Source organism: Xanthobacter pollutisoli (assembly GCF_040044995.1).
Classification (GTDB): domain Bacteria; phylum Pseudomonadota; class Alphaproteobacteria; order Rhizobiales; family Xanthobacteraceae; genus Xanthobacter.
Genome location: NZ_JBDZDP010000002.1, coordinates 527,524 through 550,863, shown reverse-complemented (window position 1 = coordinate 550,863; position 23,340 = coordinate 527,524). Strand labels below are relative to the sequence as shown.

General features: G+C 66.6%; 22 protein-coding genes. 13 read left to right on the top strand and 9 right to left on the bottom strand.

Features of this window, described 5'->3' with window-relative positions:
* The first annotated feature begins 37 nt into the window (after positions 1-37).
* From ABLE93_RS07990 to maiA, 9 genes are all read left to right on the top strand, one after another.
* Positions 38-1,825, top strand: a complete 1,788-nt coding sequence (locus ABLE93_RS07990; RefSeq protein WP_348839132.1) for a CocE/NonD family hydrolase — start codon at positions 38-40, stop codon at positions 1,823-1,825.
* Between the two features lie 241 nt (positions 1,826-2,066).
* A complete protein-coding gene (locus ABLE93_RS07985) occupies positions 2,067-2,705 on the top strand; it encodes a GntR family transcriptional regulator (protein WP_348839131.1) in 639 nt (212 codons plus the stop codon).
* A gap of 112 nt (positions 2,706-2,817) precedes the next feature.
* The gene (locus ABLE93_RS07980; RefSeq protein WP_348839130.1) at positions 2,818-4,068 is read left to right on the top strand and encodes an ABC transporter substrate-binding protein; all 1,251 of its coding nucleotides are present in this window, start codon (positions 2,818-2,820) and stop codon (positions 4,066-4,068) included.
* Between the two features lie 258 nt (positions 4,069-4,326).
* The gene (locus tag ABLE93_RS07975) at positions 4,327-5,187 is read left to right on the top strand and encodes a branched-chain amino acid ABC transporter permease (protein WP_348839128.1); all 861 of its coding nucleotides are present in this window, start codon (positions 4,327-4,329) and stop codon (positions 5,185-5,187) included.
* On the top strand, positions 5,184-6,182 hold the full coding sequence (locus ABLE93_RS07970; protein WP_348839127.1) for a branched-chain amino acid ABC transporter permease: 999 nt from the start codon (positions 5,184-5,186) through the stop codon (positions 6,180-6,182). The genes ABLE93_RS07975 and ABLE93_RS07970 overlap by 4 nt, the downstream gene beginning before the upstream one ends.
* Positions 6,179-6,922, top strand: a complete 744-nt coding sequence (locus ABLE93_RS07965) for an ABC transporter ATP-binding protein (RefSeq protein WP_348839126.1) — start codon at positions 6,179-6,181, stop codon at positions 6,920-6,922. Before ABLE93_RS07970 ends, ABLE93_RS07965 begins: the two co-directional genes overlap by 4 nt.
* Entirely contained in the window at positions 6,912-7,634 is a 723-nt protein-coding gene (locus ABLE93_RS07960; RefSeq protein ID WP_348839125.1) for an ABC transporter ATP-binding protein, read from the top strand. The genes ABLE93_RS07965 and ABLE93_RS07960 overlap by 11 nt, the downstream gene beginning before the upstream one ends.
* A 25-nt stretch (positions 7,635-7,659) precedes the next feature.
* Entirely contained in the window at positions 7,660-8,724 is a 1,065-nt protein-coding gene (locus ABLE93_RS07955; protein WP_348839124.1) for an amidohydrolase family protein, read from the top strand.
* 34 nt (positions 8,725-8,758) lie between these two features.
* Positions 8,759-9,394: a maleylacetoacetate isomerase gene (maiA, locus tag ABLE93_RS07950; RefSeq protein ID WP_348839123.1), complete on the top strand. Its 636-nt coding sequence runs from the start codon at positions 8,759-8,761 to the stop codon at positions 9,392-9,394.
* A 57-nt stretch (positions 9,395-9,451) separates the two neighbouring features.
* On the opposite strand, the gene ABLE93_RS07945 is transcribed toward maiA, so the two are convergent.
* The 3 genes from ABLE93_RS07945 to ABLE93_RS07935 all read right to left on the bottom strand — a co-directional run bounded on the left by ABLE93_RS07945 (position 9,452) and on the right by ABLE93_RS07935 (position 12,677).
* Entirely contained in the window at positions 9,452-11,569 is a 2,118-nt protein-coding gene (locus ABLE93_RS07945) for a xanthine dehydrogenase family protein molybdopterin-binding subunit (RefSeq protein WP_348839122.1), read from the bottom strand.
* Entirely contained in the window at positions 11,566-12,042 is a 477-nt protein-coding gene (locus ABLE93_RS07940) for a (2Fe-2S)-binding protein (protein ID WP_348839120.1), read from the bottom strand. The genes ABLE93_RS07945 and ABLE93_RS07940 overlap by 4 nt, the downstream gene beginning before the upstream one ends.
* Positions 12,043-12,140: 98 nt before the next feature.
* Positions 12,141-12,677: a carboxymuconolactone decarboxylase family protein gene (locus ABLE93_RS07935; RefSeq protein ID WP_348839119.1), complete on the bottom strand. Its 537-nt coding sequence runs from the start codon at positions 12,675-12,677 to the stop codon at positions 12,141-12,143.
* Between the two features lie 499 nt (positions 12,678-13,176).
* On the opposite strand from ABLE93_RS07935, the gene ABLE93_RS07930 reads away from it, so the two are divergent.
* Positions 13,177-14,079: an NAD(P)-dependent oxidoreductase gene (locus ABLE93_RS07930; RefSeq protein WP_348839118.1), complete on the top strand. Its 903-nt coding sequence runs from the start codon at positions 13,177-13,179 to the stop codon at positions 14,077-14,079.
* Positions 14,080-14,160: 81 nt separating this feature from the next.
* On the opposite strand, the gene ABLE93_RS07925 is transcribed toward ABLE93_RS07930, so the two are convergent.
* The gene (locus ABLE93_RS07925) at positions 14,161-14,988 is read right to left on the bottom strand and encodes a TetR/AcrR family transcriptional regulator (RefSeq protein ID WP_348839117.1); all 828 of its coding nucleotides are present in this window, start codon (positions 14,986-14,988) and stop codon (positions 14,161-14,163) included.
* A gap of 296 nt (positions 14,989-15,284) precedes the next feature.
* Here ABLE93_RS07925 and ABLE93_RS07920 point away from each other — a divergent pair, with 296 nt between their 5' ends.
* The 3 genes from ABLE93_RS07920 (at position 15,285) to ABLE93_RS07910 (ending at position 18,391) form a co-directional block, all read left to right on the top strand.
* A complete protein-coding gene (locus ABLE93_RS07920; RefSeq protein ID WP_348839116.1) occupies positions 15,285-16,235 on the top strand; it encodes a cyclase family protein in 951 nt (316 codons plus the stop codon).
* Positions 16,236-16,247: 12 nt separating this feature from the next.
* On the top strand, positions 16,248-17,555 hold the full coding sequence (gene hisD, locus ABLE93_RS07915) for a histidinol dehydrogenase (protein WP_348839115.1): 1,308 nt from the start codon (positions 16,248-16,250) through the stop codon (positions 17,553-17,555).
* A 71-nt stretch (positions 17,556-17,626) separates the two neighbouring features.
* Positions 17,627-18,391, top strand: coding sequence for an SDR family NAD(P)-dependent oxidoreductase (locus tag ABLE93_RS07910; protein ID WP_348839114.1), 765 nt, complete (start codon positions 17,627-17,629; stop codon positions 18,389-18,391).
* 159 nt (positions 18,392-18,550) lie between these two features.
* Here ABLE93_RS07910 and ABLE93_RS07905 read toward each other — a convergent pair whose 3' ends face one another.
* From ABLE93_RS07905 to ABLE93_RS07885, 5 genes are all read right to left on the bottom strand, one after another.
* A complete protein-coding gene (locus ABLE93_RS07905) occupies positions 18,551-19,423 on the bottom strand; it encodes an ABC transporter permease (RefSeq protein ID WP_348839113.1) in 873 nt (290 codons plus the stop codon).
* Positions 19,420-20,175, bottom strand: a complete 756-nt coding sequence (locus ABLE93_RS07900) for an ABC transporter permease (RefSeq protein ID WP_348839112.1) — start codon at positions 20,173-20,175, stop codon at positions 19,420-19,422. Before ABLE93_RS07900 ends, ABLE93_RS07905 begins: the two co-directional genes overlap by 4 nt.
* Entirely contained in the window at positions 20,175-21,008 is an 834-nt protein-coding gene (locus ABLE93_RS07895; RefSeq protein WP_348839111.1) for an ABC transporter ATP-binding protein, read from the bottom strand. Before ABLE93_RS07895 ends, ABLE93_RS07900 begins: the two co-directional genes overlap by 1 nt.
* Positions 21,005-22,063 carry an ABC transporter substrate-binding protein gene (locus tag ABLE93_RS07890; RefSeq protein WP_348839110.1) on the bottom strand — a complete coding sequence of 353 codons (1,059 nt, stop codon included), beginning with the start codon at positions 22,061-22,063 and terminating at the stop codon, positions 21,005-21,007. The genes ABLE93_RS07895 and ABLE93_RS07890 overlap by 4 nt, the downstream gene beginning before the upstream one ends.
* 273 nt (positions 22,064-22,336) lie before the next feature.
* A complete protein-coding gene (locus ABLE93_RS07885; RefSeq protein ID WP_348839109.1) occupies positions 22,337-23,212 on the bottom strand; it encodes a GntR family transcriptional regulator in 876 nt (291 codons plus the stop codon).
* Positions 23,213-23,340 lie beyond the last annotated feature (128 nt).

Sequence of the window (23,340 nt, the reverse complement as noted above, 5' to 3'; positions counted from 1 at the left end):
GAGCGCCGGCTGGGAAATGCGCCGAGGGAGGCACTCAATGGGCTTTGTCGCACCTCGTCCCCTGGACGGGGACGCTGCCGCGCGGGACCGCGGCTTCAATGTCGAGTTCCGTTCCGGCATGCGTATCCTGTGGGACGTTCCCATCACCATGGACGACGGCGCCATCGTGCGCGCCGACGTCTTCCTGCCGCAGGCCGAAGGGCGCTATCCGGCCCTCCTGACCTATGGCCCCTATGCCAAGGGTCTGGCCTTCCAGGACGGCTATCCCACCGCCTGGGAACGGATGGCGCAGAAGCATCCGGACGTCGCGGCCGGCTCCAGCAACCTCTACCAGGCCTGGGAGGTGGTGGACCCCGAGAAATGGGTTCCGGAAGGGTATGCCTGCGTGCGGGTGGACAGCCGCGGCTGCGGCACCTCGCCCGGCTACATCGATCCCTTCGGCCCGCGCGAGCAGAAGGACTATTACGACTGCATCGAATGGGCCGCGGCGCAGGACTGGTGTAGCGGAAAGGTTGGGCTCAACGGCATTTCCTATTTCGCCAGCAACCAGTGGCACGTGGCCAAGCACAAGCCGCCGCATTTGGCGGCCATGTGCATCTGGGAAGGGTCCGCCGACTGGTATCGAGACATGACGCATCACGGCGGCATCCTCTCGACCTTCTGGGCCAACTGGTACGACATGCAGGTGACGACGGTGCAGTACGGCATCGGCGAACGGGGCCGCCGCAGCCGGGCCACCGGCCAGCTGATATGCGGCCCGGGCCTGCTGAGCGAGGAGGAACTGGCGGCGAACCGATGCGCCTTCGGCGACGAGATCCGCAGCCATCCGCTCGACGACGACTATCACACGGACCGCTCGCCGGTGTGGGCGGACATCGAGGTGCCGTTCCTGTCCGCCGCCAACTGGGGCGGCCAGGGCCTGCATCCGCGCGGCAATTTCGAGGGCTTCACGCGTGCCGCCTCCAAGGACAAGTGGCTGGAGGTGCACGGCATCGAGCACTGGACCCACTTTTATACCGACTATGGGCGCAAGCTGCAGCTCCGCTTCTTCGATCATTTCCTCAAGGGCGAGGACAATGGCTGGGACCGCGAGCCCCGCGTGCTGCTCCAGGTGCGCCATCCCGGCGAGCGGTTCGTGGCGCGGGCGGAGAACGAGTGGCCGCTGGCCCGCACGAAGTGGACAAAGATGAATCTTCACCCGCGCACCGGCCGGCTCTCCACGGATTCCGTGGCGAACGTGACGGAGCTGCCGTTCGACGCCACCGGCGAGGGCGTGACCTTCATCTCCCCGCCCATGGACGAGGAGACGGAAATCACCGGCCCTTTGGCGGCTCGCCTCTTCGTCTCCTCGTCTACCACCGACGCGGACCTCTTCCTGGTCTTCCGTGTCTTTTCCGCCGATCTGAAGGAAGTGGTGTTCCAGGGCGCCCTTGATCCGCACACCCCGGTGGCGCAAGGCTGGCTCAGGGCATCGCACCGCAAGCTCGATCCCGCCCTGTCGCAGCCGCATCGCCCCTATCACACCCACGACCAGCCGGAGCCACTCACGCCCGGTGAGGTGGTGGCGTTGGACATCGAGATATGGCCGACGTGCATCGTGGTGCCCAAGGGCTACCGCATCGCCCTGACCGTGCGCGGCAAGGACTATGAATATCCGGGCGGGCCGGGCGATCGTCTGTCGAACCTCAAGAACGCGCTGACCGGCTGCGGGCCGTTTCTCCACAATGATCCGCTGGACCGGCCGATGGAGATTTTCGGCGGGACGACGACGCTGCATTTCGGCCCGGACAGGGACTCCTACCTGCTGCTGCCCATCATCCCGTAGCCGCGCGGGAGCGCTTCACGCCCGTTCGCGGTTGGCCTTCCCGGACACGCCGCGAACGGGGCTTGGAGTGCCCGGCGTCAGTTGATGAATTGACACAAGAATCTGCCTGCAACCAAGGGGTTGGGCGGAGGGCGAGGTGATTTGCCCAGGGCATCGTGATCGGGTGATAAACAATTTCGATTGTGCCTTGACAACGATCTTGTTCTGCCTGCTGATCTCTCAGAGATGAGGTTTTTCGACGATGCTGGCACGCCATACGATCTACGAAACCATGCGCAACGATATCCTGCGCTGCATCATCATGCCGGGGGCGGAACTTCGTGAAGCTGATCTGGCGCAACGGTTTGGGGTGAGCAAGTCCCCGGTGCGCGATGCCCTCCAGCGGCTCGAGAACGAGGGCCTGGTGGAGATCGAAGCGCGGCGTGGTCATAAAGTGCGTGCTATATCAGTACGGGACGCCAACGACGTTCTGGAGCTTCGCCAGATCCTGGAGGAGGCGTGCGTCAAGAAGGTTGCCCAGGTGGCGAGCGACGAAGATCTCGCGAGCCTTGACCGCTTTCGTTTCGCCGACACGAAATCGCCGGAGGCATTTGCCCGCTACAATCACGAGTTCCACCATTACATAGCTGTGCTTTCGAAAAATCGGCGACTGGCCGAAGAAACCATGAATGCCATGGATTTCTACGCCCGGCTTGTGCTCATCAGCCTGTCGGCCATCGCCGATCGCGGCTTCGATGAGCCGCTGAAGGACCACGTCGAAGTGATCGAGGCGCTGCAGGCTCGTAATGGAAACGCGGCAGCGCGGGTGGTGCGCCGGCATGTGGGCAAGTCCCGGATGCAGATCATGCGGGCGCTGGAAGCCCGCCCGATTGTCGGATGAAGCTCGTTTCGAGAAGTAATCAATATAAGTATAAAACATAAGCAAAATAGAAAATAACGGCATCGCCGAACAAAATAAAAATGCAATATCCAGGGAACGACAAGGAGACATCATGTTGGTCGATCGCAGAACCCTTCTCAAGGGGGTAGGAGCGGGCGTCGGCGTGGCCGCGCTCGGAGCGCCAGCGGTTCGCGCCCAGGTAAAGCCCATCCGGATCGGTTTCATGACCGTGAAGACCGGGCCCTTTGCCTCTGGCGGCATCCAGATGGAGCAGGGGCTCGTCCTCTACCTCAAGGAGCGCAACAACACCCTGGCCGGCGTGCCGGTGGAACTGTTCACCGTGGACACCGGCGGCGCCCCCAACGTGGCGCGTACCAAGCTCCAGGAGCTGGTCGAGCTCAACAAGATCGATTGCATGATCGGTCCGCTCGCCACCCAGGAAGCCCTGGCCATCGACGACACGATCCGCGAGACGAAAACCCCGACGCTGTTTGTTGCGGCGGCCGACGATCTCACCCAGCGGCGTATCAATCCGTGGGTGATCCGCGTCACCTCCACCTCCTCGCAATGCTCCCAGGTGATGGGCGACTACGCGGCCAAGGACCTGAAGTTCAAGCGGGCCGCCACCATCGCCGACGACATCGCCTATGGGCACGAGATGAACTCGGGCTTTCAGCGGGTGTTCGAGGAGGGCGGCGGCAAGGTCGTCCAGAAACTCTGGCCACCGCTCGCCGTGCCCGACTACGGCACCTACATCGCCCAGCTCAACCCGAAGCTCGACACCCTGTTCTGCGGCTTCGCCGGCTCGAACGGCTTCCGTTTCTTCCGTCAGTTCAACGAATACGGGCTGAAGGACAAGCTACCCCTGCTCGGCGGCATGACCACCTTCGACGAATCCCTCCTGCCGCGCATGGGCGATGACGCGATCGGCTTGCTCTCGGTATCGTGGTATTCGGCGACGCTGGACAATCCGCAGAACAAAGCGTTCGTTGCGGGCATGCAGCGGGACTACAAGGTGGACCCCGGATACTACGCGGCCTCCACCTACACCGCTGCGGCCGTTCTTGAAGCCACTGTGAAAAACCTTGGCGGCCGGTTCGACAACAAGGAAGCAATTCGCGATTCCCTGCACACCACCAAGGTTGCGAACACCTGCCGCGGTCCGGTGAGCCTCGACAAGTACGGAAATGTGGTCGGAGACATCTACATCCGCCGCGTCGAGAAGCAGGACGGCCGGCTGGTGAACAAGGTCATCAAGACGTACCAGAACGTCGGCCAGTTCTGGACCTACAATGAGGAAGAGTTCCTGAAAAATCCCGTCTATTCCCGCGACTACCCTGCGGCGAAAAACCTGGAAAACTGAAGCCGGTCCCGGCCGGAACCGGCCTGATCGGTGGGTTCGCCTCGGATTCAATGAAACGGAACGCCGGCAGCCCGCTCGCAAGGCCGAGGCCTGACACACGCGTCCTGGCACGCGCCTTCGGCGTGCCCGGGTGAGGCGGGCCGCGGCGTCCTCGGATGCGGCCTTGAAGGCCGCGTCAGCGGTGCTCATCCCCCGTCATACCGCAGCCGGATCGTGGGCTCCGGCGCGACGACATTTCACCTTCCAGAGGAAGACCAGATGCAATTCTGGCTCATTCAAACACTCAACAGCATTGCCTTCGGCGGCCTGCTATTTCTGCTGTCGGCGGGCTTCTCGCTGATCTTCGGGCTGATGCGCATGCCGAACCTCTCGCATGGCGCCTTCTTCATGCTGGGAGCGTATTTCGGGGCCAGCTTCATGGAATTCGGCGCGAACTTCTGGGTCGCGGCGCTTCTGGCGGGTCTGGCGGTGGGTGTGCTGGGCGTCCTGCTGGAGCGGCTCCTGCTGCGGCGGCTCGCCGGCAACACCCAGGGTCAGGTGCTGGTGACGCTCGGTGTCTCGTTCATCATTGCCGACGTCTGCCTCGTCGTGTGGACGGGCGATCCGGTGCCGGTGCCGGCGCCGGCCTGGCTCCGCCCGCCGCTGCTGCTCATGGGCTACGCCTTTCCCACCTACAGGCTGGTGGTGCTGGTGGTGGCCATCGTCGCGGCCGTGCTGCTCTACTTCCTGCTTGAGCGCACGCGCCTCGGCGCCATGATCCGCGCCGGCGTCGACGACATGGAGATGGCGCGGGGCGTCGGCATCCGCGTCTCGCTGCTGTTCATGCTGGTCTTCATGCTGGGCGCCGCGCTCGCCGGGCTCGGCGGCACCATCGGCGGGCCGATCATGCAGGCCTATCCGGGGCTGGATGCGGACATGCTGCCGCTGGCGCTGGTGGTGGTCATCCTCGGAGGCGTCGGGAGCCTGCCGGGAGCCTTCGTCGGCAGCCTCGTCGTGGGCTTCATCTACAACTTCGGCACGGCTCTTTTTCCGGACTTCGCCTACGTCATCCTCTTCCTCCCCATGGTGGCGGCGCTCGTGCTGATGCCCGAGGGCTTTTTCGCGGGAGCACGCCAATGAGCCGCACTGGTCTTGCCTTCCTGCTCGGCCTCGGCGCCGCCGCGCTGGTGCCGTTCATCCTGAACGACTTCTTCACCAACCTCGCGAGCCAGATCATCTGCTACGCTTTGTTCGCGGTCAGCCTCAACCTGATCGTGGGCTACGGGGGCATGACATCGCTGGGCCATGCGGCCTATTTCGGCATCGCGGCCTATGCCGTCACCTGGTGCGTGACGGTGGCGGGAATGGACCAATTGTCCGCCGCCATCTGCGCGCTTCTGCTGGCGACGGCCACGGCAGCCGTGTTCGGCGTGCTGGCGCTGCGAGCGAGCGGATTGTCGTTTCTCATGATCACGCTGGCCCTCGGCCAGATCGTGTGGGGCGTCGCCTATCGCTGGGTCGGGCTGACCCAGGGCGAGACAGGCATGCGCTTTCCCGCCCGTCCGCAACCGCTGGGCTTCAACATCGAGGGGGCGCGGAGCTTCTATTTCTTCTCCCTCATCATCTTCGCGGTGTCGCTGTACTTCGTCTGGCGCGTTGTGAACTCGCCCTTTGGTGCGGCGCTGCGCGGCTCGAAGGACCAGCCCCGCCGCATGCGGATGCTTGGCCACAACGTCTGGATGATCCGCTGGATCGCCTTCGTCATGTCCGGCTTCTGGGCCGCGGTGGCGGGACTTCTCTTCGTCTACTTCCAGAAGTTCGTGAGCCCCTACGTGGTCTCGCTCCAGCAGTCCGCCGAGGTGCTGCTGATGTCCATCCTCGGCGGGGCCTCGACGCTGGCGGGGCCGGTGGTGGGCGCGGTGGTGGTGACGTTGGTGAAGAACGTCGCCTCCACCTATGTGGAGCGCTGGAACGCGCTGCTCGGCCTGATCTTCATCGTGGCGGTGATGTTCATGCCCCACGGGCTTGTGCCCGGCTGCCAGGCGCTATGGGCCCGCATGCGTCGACCCAGGCCGGCCAAACTGGCCGGACCGCCGGGCCAGGGTCAGGCCCCCTCCGCGGAGCATGCGTCATGAGCGTCGCCGCCCTTGAAATTAGCGGCCTCACCAAGCGCTTCGGCGGCTTGGTGGTGACCCGCGACGTGTCCATGCGGATCGCGCCCGGCGAGCGCCGGCTCATCATCGGCCCGAACGGGGCGGGCAAGACCACCCTGTTCAACCAGATCACCGGGGACCTCAGGCCGGATACCGGCTCCATCCGCATGTTCGGGGAGGAGATTTCCGCGCTGAAGACGCGTCACCGCGTGGCGCGCGGCCTCTCCCGGACCTACCAGATTCTCACCCTGTTCCCGCAGGAGACGCTGCTCCACAACGTGGTGCTGTCGCTGCTCGGGCTCAGGTTCGAGCGGTGGGACCCCTGGAGCCTGCTGGCGAAGCGTTCGGACCTGTTCGATCTCGCCCAGGAGTCGCTTCAGCAGGTGGGTCTCGGCTCATCCGGCCGGCGGAGGGTGGCGGAGACGTCCTACGGAGAGCGCCGGCGCCTGGAGCTTGCCATGGCGCTTGCCCAGAAGCCGAAGGTGCTGCTGCTCGACGAGCCGCTGGCCGGCCTCTCCCCGGAGGAACGCAACGGGATCAGCGCGCTTTTCGCCGCCATCCCGCGCGACGTCACCATCATCATGATCGAGCACGACATGGACGTTGCCCTCGCCTTCGCGGAGCAGATCACCGTCCTGCATTTCGGGCAGGTGATCGTCGAGGGCACCAGGTCCGAGGTGGTGTCCGATCCGCGCACGCGGGAGATCTACCTTGGCGAATGACATCCTCGAACTCAGCAACATCGATGCCTATTACGGCGAGAGCCACGTCCTGCACGGGCTGAGTTTCTCTTTGGGCGAGGGCCGTCTTCTCGGCCTGCTCGGGCGCAACGGCGCCGGCAAGAGCACCTGCATGAGCACCGTGGTGGGCTTCCTGCCGCCCAAGCGCGGCACCGTGGTGCTCGCCGGGGAGCGGGTCAGCGGCGCGGCACCGGAGAACATCGCGCGGCGCGGGATCTCCCTCGTGCCCCAGGGGCGGCGCATCTTCCGCAGCCTCACCGTGAAGGAGAACCTCCAGGTGGCCGAGCGGGGGCCGACCCGCGGCAGCCGCGTGCCGGTCTGGTCGCTGGCCCGGGTGTTCGACATCTTCCCGCGGCTGAATGAGCGGCAGGGGCAGTTTGCGGGCTCACTTTCGGGCGGCGAACAGCAGATGCTCGCCATCGGCCGTGCGCTGATGAGCAACCCGCGGGTGCTGCTCATGGACGAGCCCTCCGAGGGGCTTGCGCCGCAGATCGTCGCCGATGTGGGGCGCACCATCGCCATGCTGAAGGGCGAGGGGCTGTCGATCATCCTGGTGGAGCAGAACATCAAGATGACCCTGAACCTCGCCGACGACGTGGTGATCATCAACACCGGTCGCGTGGCGTTCTGCGGCTCCGCCGCCGACGCGGCCGCCGACCACGAACTCATCTCCCGGCATCTCGGCGTGTTCTGAGAGCCATAGTGCAGGACCAAGCAAGATGAACGTTGTCTGGAACCGATTCGGCCCCACCGCCGGGCGCCCCCATGTTGAAGGCGCAAGGGTCGCCCGTCCGGCGACCATGACCTTCGACATCCATTCCCACGTGGCGGTGCCGGAGGCGGCCAAGCTCGCCGGTCCGCATGTGGATCTCTCCACCATCCCGCTCGCCCATTTCGCGACCGAGGACACCAAGGCGATCAACCAGCAGCAGGATCGGGACCGCACGTCGCGCATCACCGGCTACGATGATCGCCTTCGGGATCTCGACGAGGCCGGCATCGACATGCAGCTGGTGATGCCGCCGCCGCCCCAGTGCTACTACACCGTCCCGCTGGACATCGCCGTCAAGGCGTCCCGCATGGTCAACGAGGGGCTGGCGGAATACGTGGTGCGCCGTCCGGACCGCTTCCGCGCCTTCGGAACCGTTCCGCTGCAGGACGGAGAGGCCGCCGCGGCGGAGCTGGAGTTCGTGGTGAAGAACCTCGGCTTCAAGGGCGTCCAGGTGCTCACCAATGTCGCCGGGCGGGAATTGTCGGACCCCGCGTTCGAGCCGTTCTGGGCCAAGGCGGAGGAGCTGGGCGCGGTGGTGCTGCTGCACCCCAACGGCTTCACCCATGCCGACCGGCTGAAGCGCTTCTATTTCAACAACGTCATCGGCAATCCGCTCGAGACCACCATCGCCATCCATTTCCTGATCTTCGACGGCGTGCTGGAGCGTCATCCGAACCTGAAGATCCTGTCGGTCCACGGCGGCGGCTACGTGGCGGCCTATGCGGCGCGCATGGACCACGCCTGGGGCGCCCGCTCCGACGCCCGGGGCAAGCTGCCGCTTGCGCCCACCACCTACCTCAAGCGGATGTACTTCGACACGGTGGTGTTCTCGACCGGCCAGCTGGAGGCACTGGTGAATCTCGTGGGCGTGGACCATGTGCTGATGGGAACCGACTATCCCTACGACATGGCCGAGAGCGATCCGGTCGGGCACGTCATGGGCGCCGGTTTCGACGATGCCGCCAAGGCGGCCATCTGCGGCGGCAACGCGAAGGCCCTGCTCGGCCTGTGAGCGCAAGAAGCCGGCGCGCAGGAGTACAACGCCCATGACGCTTCGCATGTATGGCTTCTGGCGGTCCATCGCCTCGTTCCGCCTGCGGGTCGCACTCAACCTGAAGGGGCTCGCCTTCGAGGAGGAGAGCGTGGACATCCTGCACGGCAGCCAGTTCACCGCCGTCTATGACGCGGTGAACCCGGCCCATGCGGTGCCCTCGCTGGTGGAGGAGGACGGCCACGTTCTCTTCCAGTCGCTCGCTCTCCTCGAATATCTGGAGGAGACGCACCCGGAGCCGCCGCTCCTGCCCACGGACCCGCGGGAGCGGGCCTATGCGCGGGCGCTCGCGCTCGCCACCGTGGCGGATGCTCATCCGCTCGTCGTGCCGCGCGTGCGGAGATATCTCGCCACGACCTTCGGCGCCGACGAAAAGGCGGTGAACGCCTGGGCGCGCCACTGGGTGGGGGAGGGGATGGGGGCCTACGAGCGGCTGCTGTCCCGTCGTCCCCCGTCGCCGTTTGCACTGGGCGCGACACCGGGCATTGCCGATATCTGCATTGCCGGCCACGCCCTGAGCGCCGAGCTGTTCGCCATGGATACCGAACCCTATCCGGCGTTCCGGGCCTTGTCGGAGCGATGCTTCGCGCTGCCTGCCTTCTCCAGCGCACGGATGGCCCCGGAGCACTGACGCGGTGCGGCCAGAGACAGAAGGGCCGGCGCGCCGCACGCGCCGGCCGTTTCGGCCTTACGCCTCCAGCAGCGCCGCCATGATGCGCTCGCGCGTCAGAGGCAGATGCCGCAGCCGCACGCCGAGCGCGCTCGCCACGGCGTTGCCGATGGCGGCGCCCACCGGTCCCTGCGACACCTCGCCGATGCCGAGGGGCGGGTCCTCGGGCGTGCCGAGAAGGCGCGTCTCGATCTCGGGCACTTCGGAAAAGCGCAGGATGGGGTAGGTCTCCCAGCGGTTGGAGACGACCTGGCCGTCGGCGAACCGGACCTGCTCCTTCAGTGCCCAGCTCGTGGCCTGGATGGCGCCGCCCTCGATCTGGTTGCGCGCGCCGTCGGGATTGATGACGCGCCCGGCATCCACGGCACACCATACGCGGGAGACGCGCACGTCCTCGTCCACCTTGAGCTCCACCACGGCGGCGAGATAGGCGGCGAAGTTCTTGTAGCGGCTGAAGGCAAAGCCGCGGGCCACGCCATCCGGCGTCGCGGCGCCCCAACCCGACATCTGCGCCGCCGTCTCGATCACCGCCCGTGCCCGCCGATCGTTCATTAGCGACAGCCGGTAGGCGACGGGATCGGCGCCGGCCGCCTCGGCCAGCTCGTCCATGAAGCTCTCGATGGCGAAGACGTTGGCGAACGCGCCGAGGCCGCGCATGGACGAGGTGCGGATGGGATTGTCGGCGACGAAATGGTGCACCATGGTCTGCGGAAAATCATACAGCGAGAAGCCGTTGCGGGTCGCGCCGCCGCCGGCCGCCTCGTTGAGGTCGATGGGGGGCGGGTCCTGCGGCGGGTCTTCCATCTCCTGCGCGCCGAGAAGGTTGACCGCCCCGTTGATGCCCGGACGGGCGGCATGGGTGGGGCTCCAGATCTCCTGCGTCCAGGCGAGCGGGCGGCCGTCGTCGTCGAGGTCGGCGGACACCTTGACCTGCATGGCCGCGCCGAAGGGAGCGACACCCAGCTCGTCCTCGCGCGTCCACAGCACCCGCACGGTCTGGCCCGGCCGGGCCATCGCCACGAAGGCGGCATCGAAAGCCGCGTCGTCCGCCCCGTTGTGGCCGTAGCAGCCGGCGCCCTGGTGGTGGATGACGTGGACGGCCTCGGCGGGCAGCTTCAGGGCGCGGGCGACGGCGCCGCGCAGCAGGAAGACGCCCTGGGAGTGGGTCCAGATGGTGAGCCTTCCGTCTTCGAAGCGGGCGAGGGCGCAGGATGGGGCGATGGAGCCGTGGGCAATATAGGGCTTCGAGTAGGTCGCCTCGATCCGGCTGGTGGCCGGAGCGTCGCCCGCCTGCCCCTGGTGGATGACGCGCGCGGGCGCCAGAGGACGGGAGAGCAGGCTCGTGGCCTCACCGTCGGCGGCGTTGATCGTCACGCCGCCTTCCCACTGAGTCCGCTCGCGCAGGCGCTTGCAGGCGGCGTCCACCTGCCATTCCCTTTCCCCGACGACCGCCACGAGGTCGCCGGAGCGCACGAGAGAGACCGAGCCGTGGCCGGCACGCAGCGCCCCGGCCTCGTCCAGATGGGCGATGTGCGCGCCCTTGCGCGGGCGGTGCAAGACACGCGCATGCAGCATGCCGGGGAAGCTGATGTCCTGGATGAACGGCGCGCCGCCGAGCTTGTCGGGCAGGTCCCGGCGGGGCACGTCCGTGCCGACGACGCGCAGCGCGGCGGCCGGCTTGGCCGGTGCGGTGCCGCTTGCCGTGCGAGCGAGGTTCACGGCTTCCGCGAGGGTCCAGTAGTCGAGCCCGCTCTCGACCCCGTCGCGCAGGATGGCGCCGTCGCTGACCGACAGCGCGCGCGCCGGGCAGCCCAACCGCTCGGCCGCCGCCTCCAGCATCAGCGCCCGCACCTCGGCGCAGACGAGGCGGATGGCGCCGCCGGACAGCTCGACCGAGCGGCTGCCCGCGGTATAGCCCTCGTTCGGCGCTGCCTCGGTATCGCCCGAGGTGAGCAGGATGCGGGCGGCGGCCACGTCCAGCTCGTCGGCGGCGATCTGGAGTAGGGCGGTGAGCAGGCCCTGTCCGAGCTCCACCTTTCCGGTGCGCAGCGCCACGCGGCCGCCGGACGGGAAGCTGATCCACTGGTCGATGCGGGGATTGTCGACGAGGCTCTGGGGCAGCGCGTTGGGGATCATGCGGCGACCTCGTTCCGGAGGGAGGCGGCAGCGCGCTCCACGGCCCGCACCATGCGGCCCTGGGCGCCGCACCGGCACAGGTGCGGCTCCAGCGCGGCGATGATCTCGGCACGCGTGGGCGACGCCGTCCGGTCGAGCAGCGCCTTCGCGGAAAGCAGGATGCCGGACAGGCAGTAGCCGCACTGGCCCGCCTGCTCTTCAAGGAACGCCGCGCGAAGCGGATGCGCGCCATCGGCGAGGACCTCCGCGGTCTCGATGCTGCGTCCTGCCGCCTCGCCCACGATCAAGGTGCAGGCGTAGGCGGGCTGGCCGTCGAGCAGCACCATGCAGGCGCCGCACTGCTCCTCGCCGCAGCCGAAGCGGGTGGCCTTCAGGTCGAGCTCGTTGCGCAGCACGTGGATGAGCGGGACGCTCTCCTCGATGGCGATGCGCCGCTCGATCCCGTTCACGCGGAACGCGATATCACTGGCCATGCCGCCTCCCTCGGGCAGTCGGAAAATCGAACGATGGGCCGCAGGACGCCGGCACGGGGCAGGGGCTGTGCATGGCGGGATGCACGCGAGCCCCGGCGCTATGCTTCGCCCTGGGGCGGGACGCGGTAGATGCGCAGCACGATGGCGAGCATCGAGTAATAGCCGATCAGTCCCGCAAGCTCGACCGCCCCCTTGCGACCAAACCGGGCTTCCGCCGCGGCGAACAGGTCGTCCGGCACGTCGTTGTGGGCGAAGAAGGCGGTGGCGAAGCCATGGACCAGGGCCTCGTCCGCATCGCCGAAGTCGGGCTTCCGCCCGGCCGCGATGGCGGCGATGACGGCTTCCGGCACGCCCGCCTTGCGGGCCTCGTGCTCGTGCACCGACCATTCGAAGGCGCTGTCCCAGTGCTTCGCCACCACCAGGATGGCAAGCTCGGACAGGCGCGGGGGAAACCCGGTTTCATAGCGGCAGAAGATGCCGAGCTCCTGGGTGCGCTCGGCGAGCTGCGGGCTGCGCAGGAGAAGCTGGAAGATGTAGGGGACGGTGCCGCGGGGGCCGCTGGCGATCATGTCATAGATCGCCTTTTCGGGCGGCGTCAGCCGCTCCGGGTCGACCTCGGCAAAGCGCTTCAACACGGATGCTTCTCCCTGGCGCACGTTCGTTCCTGCTCCTGCGCGATCGGCCGGCAAGACGGTCTTTGTTATCGAATTTTAACGTCGGGTCTGGATGTTGGCTTCCATCAATTCGCGGATGCCCGTCCCGTGCGGCCCAATCCGGCCCTGGTGCGCACGACAACTGTCAAGTGAGGGGCCGCCCCAGCGGGCCATGCAGGGTCGCCGACGCCGCCGAGGCGGTTTGTTTATCGGTCGATAATCCTTGCTAGTGAGTGGCTTGTCAATTATGCAATGGCGGCAGGTTCCGCCCGTTCCTGCGGGCAGCGTCGGGACATCCCCGGCGCCGGACTGTCCCTCGCCTCAGGCGGGGGTGGGATTGGCCGATGCGGCCGATCCGACCTTGCCAGACCTTGCCTGCGGGACATGGCCACGGCGTGTTCCCGACCGTAAAACCAAGATGACGCACCGGCGGTTCTGGCCCGAAGGGCTTCGGCCGGACCGGCCGGCGGGAGGAAGCAGCATGAGCAGTCTTGAGCGCCCGCGCGTGGGCATTGTCGGCCTCGGCATCATGGGCTCCGCCTATGCCCGCAACCTGAGGGAGTCGGGCTTCGACGTGGTCGGCTTCGACGTCGCCACTGCGGCGCAGGCCGCGCTGGCTGGGATGGGCGGCACGGTGGCGGGCTCGCCGAAGGAGGTGGCGGCACAGGCGGACGTCGTTCTCATCGCCCTCGCCTCCGTTGAGGCTCTGAAGGTGGTCTGTGGCGGGCCGGACGGCCTGGTGCATAGCATCGGTGCCGGCGTCCCCGTGGTGGAGATGAGCACCTTCCCCCTTTATGCCAAGGACTATTGCCGGGCCCTGTTCGAGGCGAAGGGCAATCCGGTGCTGGACTGCCCGGTGAGCGGCACCGGGGCGCAGGCGGCCGTGCGCGACCTCGTGCTCTATGCCTCAGGGGATGAGGCCGTGGTCGAGCGGCTGCGGCCCATGTTCGACGGCTTTGCCCGCTCGACGCGCTTCGTGGGCCCGTTCGGCTCCGGGACCAAGCTGAAGTTCGTGGCCAACCTTCTTGTCACGATCCACAACCTCTCCACCGCCGAAGCCGTCCTCATGGCGCACCGCTCCGGCCTGGACCTCAACATGATGTTCGATGCCATCCGCGATGGAGCGGGCAATTCGCGCATGTTCGAGGTGCGCGCGCCCATGATGTTCGAGGAGGTCTACCAGCCGGCGGGCATGAAGTTCGAGGTCTATATGAAGGATCTCGACCTCATCAGCGAATTTGCCCGCGACATGCGGGTGCCGACGCCGCTGCTGGCGGCGAGCATCCCTTTCTATGTGGCCGCGCTGGGCGCCGGCCGGCACGCCGATGACACCGCCGGCCTGTATTCCGTGCTCAAGGAAATGAGCGAGCCCCGCGGGAAATAGCGCAAGCTGGACGGGACGGGGCCGCGCCCGGTGGTGCGCCCCCTTCCGGCAAAGACCGGCCTCCGCCGTGGTTCGCCGGGTTCAGGCGGGGCTCACTTTTCGCTGGCGGCCGGCGCGCCGTTTCGCGGGCAGCGCAACCGCGGCGGTCTCGCGCTGACGCCGCACCAGGATTTCCCCATAGCCGGCGAAGAACAGATCGAGGGCGCAGGCGATCATCTCGTTCTTCGGCAGGAACGTGCGTGCGTGATAGATGTACCGGCGCACGCCGTAATAGAAGATGCCGCTCTGCAGGTCCCAGGCGATCTCCAGGTCGCGATCCCCCACCGTCTCCGGCGGCTCCAGCCCCTTCTCCAGATGAAATTCGCGCACGATGCGCGACAGCAGCCGTTCCTCGACGAGCTTGATGTAGCGCTCGTTGATGAACTCGCCCTTCAGGCCGGCGAAGAAATAGATGCGGATCCACAGCGGGGTCAGGATGGTGTCCGTATAGGCCTCGTAGAACTCCTGCAGCCGATCGCGCAGCGGCCGGCTGCGATCGGCGAGCAACTCGTCCCACTGCGGCTTCCACTGGTCGAAGAAGACGACCTTGTAGATTTCCTGGATGAGGGCGTCCTTGTTCGGGAAGTAGCGATAGAGCAGGGGCTGCGTGGTGCCGAGGTGCCGGGCGAGGTCACGGGTGCCGCCGTCGAAGCCGACCTTCGCGAAGTATTCGATGGATTTCGTGAGGATCTCCTGCCGGCGGTCCTCCGCTGACAGGCGCCGTTTGGGCGCGGGTACGCGGGCCGTGCTGCCTGGCTCGTTTACAGATGCTTCCTTCTCGGCCGTCTCGCTCGCGCGGGACTTCCGGGGCCGCGCTTTCTTGGCACGCTGTTCCGGCTTTGCCTTGCGCCGCCCCGCTCCCCGTTCCATGTCGCATCACCTTCTGCCGCCAGGCTCGAGAACGCCCGTCTCCGATCCACCGCAGCATCGCCCGGGCGATGAATCGCACTCATCTTACCGGACCGTGACGGATTTACCCTCTCGGCCGATAGACGCATCCGTCGAGCTCAAAGCCCACGCGGTTTCGCTCACCTGCGGCTCTTGCTTCGGAACGCCACGGGCGGCGCGAAACCGGACTTTCCTGCCGCGCCCCAACGCTCCCGCGAAGGCTTGCACCCCTGCGTGTTTCAGTTAATTATCGATCGATAATGAAAACGGAGGAACCCATGCAGGTCAATCGCGCTGCCATTCTCGAAGCGGCGGAAAAGCTCTCGAACTGGGGGCGCTGGGGCGAAAACGACCAGATCGGCACCCTCAACAACGTATCCCCTGAGGATGTGATCGCCGCCGGCCGGCTGATCCGCAAAGGCAAGGTCTTCTCGCTCGGCCTGTCGCTGAAGGAGCCGATCCAGTCGGGGCTGTTCGGCGGGCGGTGGAACCCCATCCACACCATGCTCGCCACCGGAACCGACGCGGTCGCCGGCAACCAGGACACGCCCTATCCGTACCTGCGCTACGCGGACGACGCCATCAACATGCCCTGCCAGGCGTCCACCCAGTGGGATGCGCTGTGCCACATCTTCCTCGGCGACAAGATGTACAACGGATACGACGCGAACCTCGTCGATGCCCGCGGCGCGAAGAAGCTCGGCATCGAGCATGTGCGCGACAAGATGGTGGGCCGCGGCGTGCTGCTGGATGTGGCGCGCTTCAAGGGAGTCGGTTCCCTCGATGACGGCTACGCCATCACCATCGCCGACCTCGAAGCCACCGCTGCCGCGCAGGGGGTGGAGATCCGCAAGGGCGATTTCGTGATCGTGCGCACGGGCCACCAGGAACGCTGCCTCGCCAACAAGGATTGGAGCGGATATGCGGGCGGCGCCGCCCCCGGCTTCGCCTTCGAGACCTGCTACTGGATCCGGGAGAAGGACATCGCCGCCATCTGCTCGGATACCTGGGGGTGCGAAGTGCGGCCCAACGAGACCGACGAGGCCAACCAGCCCTGGCACTGGGTCGTCATCCCCGCCATCGGCATTTCCATGGGCGAAATCTTCTACCTGAAGGAGCTTGCCGAGGATTGCGAGGCGGATAAGGTCTATGAATTCTTCTTCAGCGCCCCTCCGCTGCACCTGCCGGGCGGGGCCGGCTCTCCCATCAATCCCCAGGCGGTGAAGTGAGGCCGGGACACCATGGCACGCTTTCTCAAGACCAGCCGCGACGCCGCGGCGCGCGCCGAGGACCAGGCCAAGGTCCGCGCCACGGTGGAGGGCATCCTCGCCGACATCGAGGCCCGCGGCGATGCCGCCGTGCGCGAGCTTTCCATCAAGTTCGACAAGTGGGACCGCGACGACTACCGCCTCTCGGACCAGGAGATCGAGGCGTGCCTGTCGAAGCTGACGAAGCGCGATCTCGACGACATCCGCTTCGCCCAGGAGCAGGTGCGCAATTTTGCCCAGCACCAGAAGGACGCGCTGAAGGACATCGAGGTGGAGACGCTGCCCGGCATCGTGCTCGGGCACAAGAACATCCCGGTGAATTCGGTCGGATGCTACGTGCCGGGCGGCAAATATCCGCTGCTCGCCTCGGCCCACATGTCGGTGATTACGGCCAAGGTCGCCGGGGTCAAGCGCATCGTCACCTGCGCCCCGCCGTACCATGGCGAGCCGGCACCGGCCATCGTCGCCGCCCAGCACCTCGCCGGGGCGGATGCCATCTACTGCCTCGGCGGAATCCAGGCCGTGGGCGCCATGGCGCTCGGCACCCAGTCCATGGAGCCGGTGGACATGCTGGTCGGGCCGGGCAACGCCTTCGTGGCCGAAGCCAAGCGCCAGCTCTACGGCCGCGTGGGCATCGACCTGTTTGCCGGCCCGACCGAAACGCTGGTGATCGCCGACGACAGCGTGGACGCCGAAATGTGCGCCACGGACCTTCTCGGCCAGGCCGAGCACGGGCCCAACTCGCCCGCCATCCTGCTCACCAATTCGCAGAAGCTGGCGGTTGAGACCATGGCCGAGGTGGAGCGCCTGCTCACCATCCTGCCCACCGCGGAGGTGGCGCGGAAGGCATGGGAGGATTACGGCGAGGTCATCGTCTGCGACAGCTATGAGGAAATGGTGCGGGAAGCCGACCGCATCGCCTCCGAGCACGTGCAGGTGATGACGGTCGATCCCGATTATTTCCTCGCGAACATGACCAATTACGGTGCCCTCTTCCTCGGGCCGCGCACCAACGTGGCGTTCGGCGACAAGGTGATCGGCACCAACCACACGCTGCCGACGCTGAAATCGGCGCGCTACACCGGCGGCCTGTGGGTGGGCAAGTTCCTGAAGACCTGCACGTACCAGCGGGTACTGTCCGACGAGGCCTCGGCCATGATTGGCGAATACTGCTCGCGCCTGTGCATGCTGGAGGGCTTCGCCGGCCATGCCGAGCAGGCCAACGTGCGCGTGCGCCGCTATGGCGGGCGCAACATCCCCTACGCCACGGCGGCCGAATAAGGGCTGGCTTTCCGTTTTCGCAAGGGACCCGCGCGCGGGTCCCTTTTTCGCGTTTGCCTCGGGAGACCGCAATGGAATTACCGAAGACGCCCAGCTTCCACCTTGCCGGCAAGCGGGCTCTGGTGACGGGCGCGGGCCGCGGCATCGGCCTTGCCGCCGCGGCGGCTTTGGCACAGGCGGGGGCGAAGGCGATCCTCGCCGCGCGCAGCCTCGACGAGGTGGAGGCCGCGGCGGCGGCCATCCGAGAGCAGGGCGGCCAGGCGGAAGCCCTCGCCCTCGACGTCACCGACCTGCCGCGAATGCAGGAAACCCTTGACGCCGCGGGCCCGTTCGACGTGCTGGTGAACAACGCCGGCACCAACCGGCCGAGCGCCTTCCTCGACGTGAAGATCGAGGACTTCGATGCGGTGATGGGCATCAATGTGCGCGCGGCCTATTTCGTCGCCCAGACGGTGGCGCGGGGCATGGTGGCGGCGGGACGCGGCGGCTCGATCATCCACGTCTCCTCACAGATGGGGCACGTCGGCAGCGCCCGAAGGTCCATCTACTGCGCATCGAAATGGGCGATGGAGGGTTTCTCGAAGGCCATGGCCATCGAGCTCGCACCGCATAATATCCGTGTGAACACCCTGGCGCCCACCTTCATCCAGACGCCCATGACCCGCCCCTTTTTCCAGGACCAATCCTTCCGCGACAGCGTGCTGAGCAAGATCAAGCTGGGCCGCATCGGCGAGGTGGAGGACCTGATGGGGGCGGTGGTCTTCCTCGCGTCCGGCGCGGCGGCCCTGATGACCGGTTCGTCCCTCGTCGTCGATGGGGGCTGGACCGCCGAATAGGCCCGCCCCGCCGCCGCGCAAAGCATCAGCCCCCGCCCGGCCTGAAGCGCCGGGCAGAGGCTTTTCGTGCAGGTCGGGGAACAGGGCTCGCGGCAAAAAAAGCGGGGGTCTGTCCCTTGGGACGAGACCCCCGCAGGACGGACCGCGGCGTGCGTCCTGCTAGCGCCGCGTCTCCGGATGCCAGGCCAAGAGGTAGGCCCTCAGCCGCTCGACGGCGCGCACCACCACCGCACCAAGGATGGCGATTTCCACGATCCCGGCGAACACTCCGACCGAGTCTGCGAAGCGTCCGGCCTGCATCATGCTGCCGCCGATGCCGGGCCCGCCCATGAGCATTTCGGTGACGACCGTGGTGATGAGCGCCACAGGAACCGCGATCTGCACGCCGGTGAGGATCTGCGGCAGCGCCATGGGCAGCACCACCTCGCGCAGCACCTCGTTCTGCGTGGCGCCGAACGAGCGGGCCGACCACACCACCCATTTGTCCACCCCGAGCGTGCCGGCATAGGTCGCCGAGACCAGGGGGAAGAAGCAGGAGAAGGCGATCATCACGATCTTGGACGTGTCGAAGATGCCGAACCACAGGATGAAGATCGGCAGGAAGGAGATCTTCGGCATGGGGAAGCCCACCGAGATGAGCGGATCGAAGAACCAGCGCACGCCGGCATTGCGCGCCATCAGCACGCCCAGCGGAATCGCCACCACCAGCGCGATGGCAAAGCCAGCCGCCGCCCGGTAGAGGGTGAGGCCAAGGTCGAAGAAGACGGTCCCGGCGGCAATGTTGGCGCCGATCCGCGCAATCACGGAGGACAGCCGCGGCAGCAGGAAGGGATGAACGAGGCCGAGCTGCGTGACCGTTTCCCATGCCGCCAGCAGCGCCAGGACCACGAGGCACTGGATCATGGCATCGCCGGTCAGCCGCCGCGCGAGGCTCCGCCACAGGCCCATGAGCGGCGCGCCGGGGACAGGGCGGTCCTGGGGCCGGTTGGAGATGGGCGGGTTGGAGATGGGCGGATTGGCCGAGCGGTTCATGGCTCCCTCCAGCGCAGCTGATGCCGAACGAAGCTTCCGTAGAGCCGATCGGCGATGAAGCCGAAGGCCGCCACGACGAGGATGACCGCGAACATGGAGGCATAGGCGCCGCCATCGCCGAGCTGGCTGATGAGGTAGCCGAACCCGTCCTTGGCGATGACGAATTCCGACGAGACCATCAGGATGAAGGCGAAGGCGAGGGCGGTGCGGATGCCGCTGAGCAGCTCCGGCATGGCCGCCGGCAGCGTGACCTGGAGCAGCGTCGCCGCCGGCGAGGCGCCCAGCGAGCGCGCCGACCACAGGAAGAACGGGTTGACCCCCCGCGCGCCATTGTAGGAGCTGACAATCACCGGCAGCAGGCAGCCGATGAAGATCAGCACGATCTTCGACATGTCGCCGAGCCCGAACCAGATCATCATGACCGGGATGAGGGCCGACTTGGGCATGGGATAGAAGATCTGCACCACCGGGTTCACCAGCAGGCGCACCGGCCGGAAGGAGGCCATCAGAAGCCCCGCGGCCGAGCCCACCAGCACCGCAAGGCCGAAGCCGATGGCCGCCCGGCTGAGGGAGCGCAGGCCGTGGCGGATGATCTCGCCGTCCAGGATGAGGTCCCACAGGGCCGACAGCACCGACATCACGTCGGGCAGAAGCTGGTTGGAGAGGGGCCCGGCAGTGGCGATGATCTCCCAACCGACCAGCACGATGAGGAGCGGCGCGTAGCGCACCGCGATGTTGGCGAGGCTTCCCATCAGTGGGCGCTCCGCGTCGCCGCCACGGCCTGGTCGCGCACAAGGCCCCAGATGTGCTCGCCCATCTCGACGAACTCCGGCTTCTTGACCACATCGTCGCCATGCTCGCGGTTGAAGCCCACGTCGATGACGTGCTGGATGCGGCCGGGGCGCGCGCTCATGATCGAGATGCGGTCGGCGAGGAACACCGCCTCCTGCACGTCGTGGGTGACAAACACCACGGTCTTGCGGGTCCGCTGCCAGATGGACCGGAGCTCTTCCTGCATGACACGCCGCGTCTGGGCGTCGAGCGCCCCGAACGGCTCGTCCATGAGCAGGATCTCCGGGTCCACCGCCAGCGTGCGGGCGATGGCGGCGCGCTGCTGCATGCCGCCCGAGAGCTGGGAGGGAAAGGCATTCTCGAACCCGGACAGGTGCACGAGATCGATGAAGTGGCGCGCCTTCTCCTCGCGCTCCTTCTTCGGCAGGCCCAATTTCTCGAGGCCATAGAGCGTGTTCTGCAGCACCGTCTTCCACGGGAAGAGGGCGAAGTTCTGGAACACGATGCCGCGCTCGGGATGGGGGCCGGTCACCGGCCCGCGCGCGGTCTCGATCACGCCGGACTGAACCGGGATGAAGCCGCCGATGAGGTAGAGCAAAGTGCTCTTGCCGCAGCCGGAGGGCCCGAGCAGCGCGTGGAACTCGTTGGGCCGGATGTCGAGGTTGATGTGATCGAGGGCGGTGACGCCGCCCTGGCCGTTGCGGCCGCCATAATGGTGGCTGACGTCGCGGATCTCGATGCCGACCGCGCTGGGATCGGCGTTTTCGTGGGGGATGGGGCGCGCGGTGCTCACTGGCTCTTGCCCTCGCTCGCGAGGATGCGGCGCTTGGCTTCCTCGACGAAGCTCAGGTCCACATGCTTGGGCGCCACCTGGAAAGGAGCGGGCAGAGCGCCGGCCTTCACCGAGGCGTCCACCATGGTCTGCAGGTTCGGGATGTTGGGAATGAGGAACGGATCGCGATAATAGTCGGCGGTGGTGAACATGTATTCGAAGTTCTCGGGGGGCTGCTTCATGAACTTGCCGATGAGAGCCGAGGCCTCGGCCTTGTTCTTGGGGTCCATGAACCAGCGCATGGCGCGCACGTGATCCTCGAAGAAATCCAGCACAGCCTGCTTGTTCTTCTGCAGGAAGTCGTTGCGGGCGGCGAGGAAGACGAGCTCGGAGGGCCCGACGGAGTCCTTGATGGTGTAGAGCACCTTGAACTTGCCCGACGCGACCAGCTTATCGGACATGGGCTGCACCACCATGCCCATGTCGATCTTGCCTTCCTCGATCATGGCCGGGATGTTGGGGAAGGCGACCTCGATCGAGGTGAAGTCGCGCTTGTCCACGAGGCCCTTGTTGAGCAGCAGCACCCGCATGCCGGTGTCCGATGCGGAGCCGATGGCGTTGGTGCCGATGCGCTTGCCCTTCAGGTCCTCGGGCTTGTTGATGCCGCTGTCGGCGCGCACGAGGAAGGTGTCGGAGTGATAGTCGCCGACGCCGTCCTGGATGATGTCGGCCACCACCTTGACATCGAGGCCGGCATTGTTGACGGCGAACGCCAGCGCAGTGGCGGAGAACGCCGCCATGTCGATCTCGCCGGCGGCCATGGCGGTGATCTGCGGAGTGGAGCCGCGGAACAGGATCGGCTCCACCACATAGCTTTTGCCATAGTGCTTGAGCACGCTCGGGTTGGAATAGAGGACCGGGATCATGTGCCCGGGCATGGTCGACCAGCCGATCCGGATCTTGATCGGCTCGGCGGCGGCTGGAGCGGCAAGGCCGGCGGCAAGGCCGAGGCCGGTCGAGACCAGGGCCGCAAGGCCGAGGGCGCAGCGAAACCATCGCCTGCGATGCGTATTCATTCCATCCTCCCAACTCGTTTTATTGCGCTGCTGCTCCATGGCGGCAGTCGGTCGGCTGTGGGGCCTGTGCGGATGGCGCACCGCTCTGGGGCGGTGGTGTCGTCCGGCATCGTTGGCGTTCTTCAGGCCCAGGTCGGCGGAGCGATGCTACAACATCTATTGAGCGTTCGATCAATATCCTGATGTTCGAACAAACCGGTGTCAACCAGTTTTAGGTGGTCGATCGAGGAGCTGCGTCCCGCAGGTCGCCCCTTTCCGTTGCCGGACGGGGCCTCAGGCGCGCTTTCTGCGCACGAAGCTCTCCATCTGTTCCATCACCCGCGCGAGGCTGTCGCGATAGTGCGCCATCAGGAGGGCTTCGGCATCGTCGGCCCGCCGCTCCAGCACCGCTTCGGCCATGGCCTGATGCTGGATGCGGACCTCGTCGAACAAGGAATAGGACTGCGCCATGCTCAGCACGATGAACCTGCGGTAGCGCTGGAACTGGTCCGACAGGGTGGCGCAGAAATGCAGCAGCCAGCGGGATTCACACGCGGCGATGAGGCTGGTGTGGAAGCGGTCGTGCCGGCGCTCCCATTCGTCGATCGCCGCATCGTCATCGTCGGAGGAGGGCAGCGGGCTGCGCACCAGGCGGTGCAGTGCGACAAGGATCTCGTCCTCCCAATCCTCGCCGCCGCGGGCGATGGAATCGCGCAGCGCCTGGCAGCTCAGCTGGATGCGCAGCTGGCACAGGTCGTTGAGGTCCTTGAGGGACAAGGGCGCCGCCATGAAGCCGCGCTGGCCCTCGAAATCCACCAGCTGCTCGGAGGCGAGGCGCACCAGCGCCTCGCGCAGGGGGCCGATCCCGACCTCGTAGCGGGCGCTCAGCTGGCGGAAGGGCAGGCGCGAGCCGGGAGTGATGCGGCCGGCAATGATGTCTGACCGCAGGCGGGCATAGATGCCTTCGCCCTGGGTCTTCGGATCGCCGTCCCCGGTGGCGGTCTCCATATCGAGCACGACCGCGGCGGGCTTGCCGTCCTGCCGGTCCGGGGCGGTTCCGGCGCGGCGCCCGGCCGGGGGTGTGGATGCACGCCCGGCCTTCGCCGAGCCCGCCTTGAGGGGGGCGGCGGCAACGGCGCGCGAGGCGGGCTTGGATTTTGAACTCGGCATCTGAAATTCCATCAAATGTGCGGCGGGCCGTGAATGCGACCGGCATGCCGCACATTATGTCCAGGATTCGTAAAATCGTCGATAGAGCGATTTGTTCGATCATAATGCACTTGATCGAACATAAAACT

Bases quoted from the DNA above. Each gene is read 5' to 3' on its own strand.
- ABLE93_RS07990 (WP_348839132.1), top strand. From the start codon at position 38: ATGGGCTTTGTCGCACCTCGTCCCCTGGACGGGGACGCTGCCGCGCGG.
- ABLE93_RS07985 (WP_348839131.1), top strand. From the start codon at position 2,067: ATGCTGGCACGCCATACGATCTACGAAACCATGCGCAACGATATCCTG.
- ABLE93_RS07980 (WP_348839130.1), top strand. From the start codon at position 2,818: ATGTTGGTCGATCGCAGAACCCTTCTCAAGGGGGTAGGAGCGGGCGTC.
- ABLE93_RS07975 (WP_348839128.1), top strand. From the start codon at position 4,327: ATGCAATTCTGGCTCATTCAAACACTCAACAGCATTGCCTTCGGCGGC.
- ABLE93_RS07970 (WP_348839127.1), top strand. From the start codon at position 5,184: ATGAGCCGCACTGGTCTTGCCTTCCTGCTCGGCCTCGGCGCCGCCGCG.
- ABLE93_RS07965 (WP_348839126.1), top strand. From the start codon at position 6,179: ATGAGCGTCGCCGCCCTTGAAATTAGCGGCCTCACCAAGCGCTTCGGC.
- ABLE93_RS07955 (WP_348839124.1), top strand. From the start codon at position 7,660: ATGAACGTTGTCTGGAACCGATTCGGCCCCACCGCCGGGCGCCCCCAT.
- maiA (WP_348839123.1), top strand. From the start codon at position 8,759: ATGACGCTTCGCATGTATGGCTTCTGGCGGTCCATCGCCTCGTTCCGC.
- ABLE93_RS07945 (WP_348839122.1), bottom strand. From the start codon at position 11,569: ATGATCCCCAACGCGCTGCCCCAGAGCCTCGTCGACAATCCCCGCATC.
- ABLE93_RS07940 (WP_348839120.1), bottom strand. From the start codon at position 12,042: ATGGCCAGTGATATCGCGTTCCGCGTGAACGGGATCGAGCGGCGCATC.
- ABLE93_RS07930 (WP_348839118.1), top strand. From the start codon at position 13,177: ATGAGCAGTCTTGAGCGCCCGCGCGTGGGCATTGTCGGCCTCGGCATC.
- ABLE93_RS07925 (WP_348839117.1), bottom strand. From the start codon at position 14,988: ATGGAACGGGGAGCGGGGCGGCGCAAGGCAAAGCCGGAACAGCGTGCC.
- ABLE93_RS07920 (WP_348839116.1), top strand. From the start codon at position 15,285: ATGCAGGTCAATCGCGCTGCCATTCTCGAAGCGGCGGAAAAGCTCTCG.
- hisD (WP_348839115.1), top strand. From the start codon at position 16,248: ATGGCACGCTTTCTCAAGACCAGCCGCGACGCCGCGGCGCGCGCCGAG.
- ABLE93_RS07910 (WP_348839114.1), top strand. From the start codon at position 17,627: ATGGAATTACCGAAGACGCCCAGCTTCCACCTTGCCGGCAAGCGGGCT.
- ABLE93_RS07905 (WP_348839113.1), bottom strand. From the start codon at position 19,423: ATGAACCGCTCGGCCAATCCGCCCATCTCCAACCCGCCCATCTCCAAC.
- ABLE93_RS07900 (WP_348839112.1), bottom strand. From the start codon at position 20,175: ATGGGAAGCCTCGCCAACATCGCGGTGCGCTACGCGCCGCTCCTCATC.
- ABLE93_RS07890 (WP_348839110.1), bottom strand. From the start codon at position 22,063: ATGAATACGCATCGCAGGCGATGGTTTCGCTGCGCCCTCGGCCTTGCG.
- ABLE93_RS07885 (WP_348839109.1), bottom strand. From the start codon at position 23,212: ATGCCGAGTTCAAAATCCAAGCCCGCCTCGCGCGCCGTTGCCGCCGCC.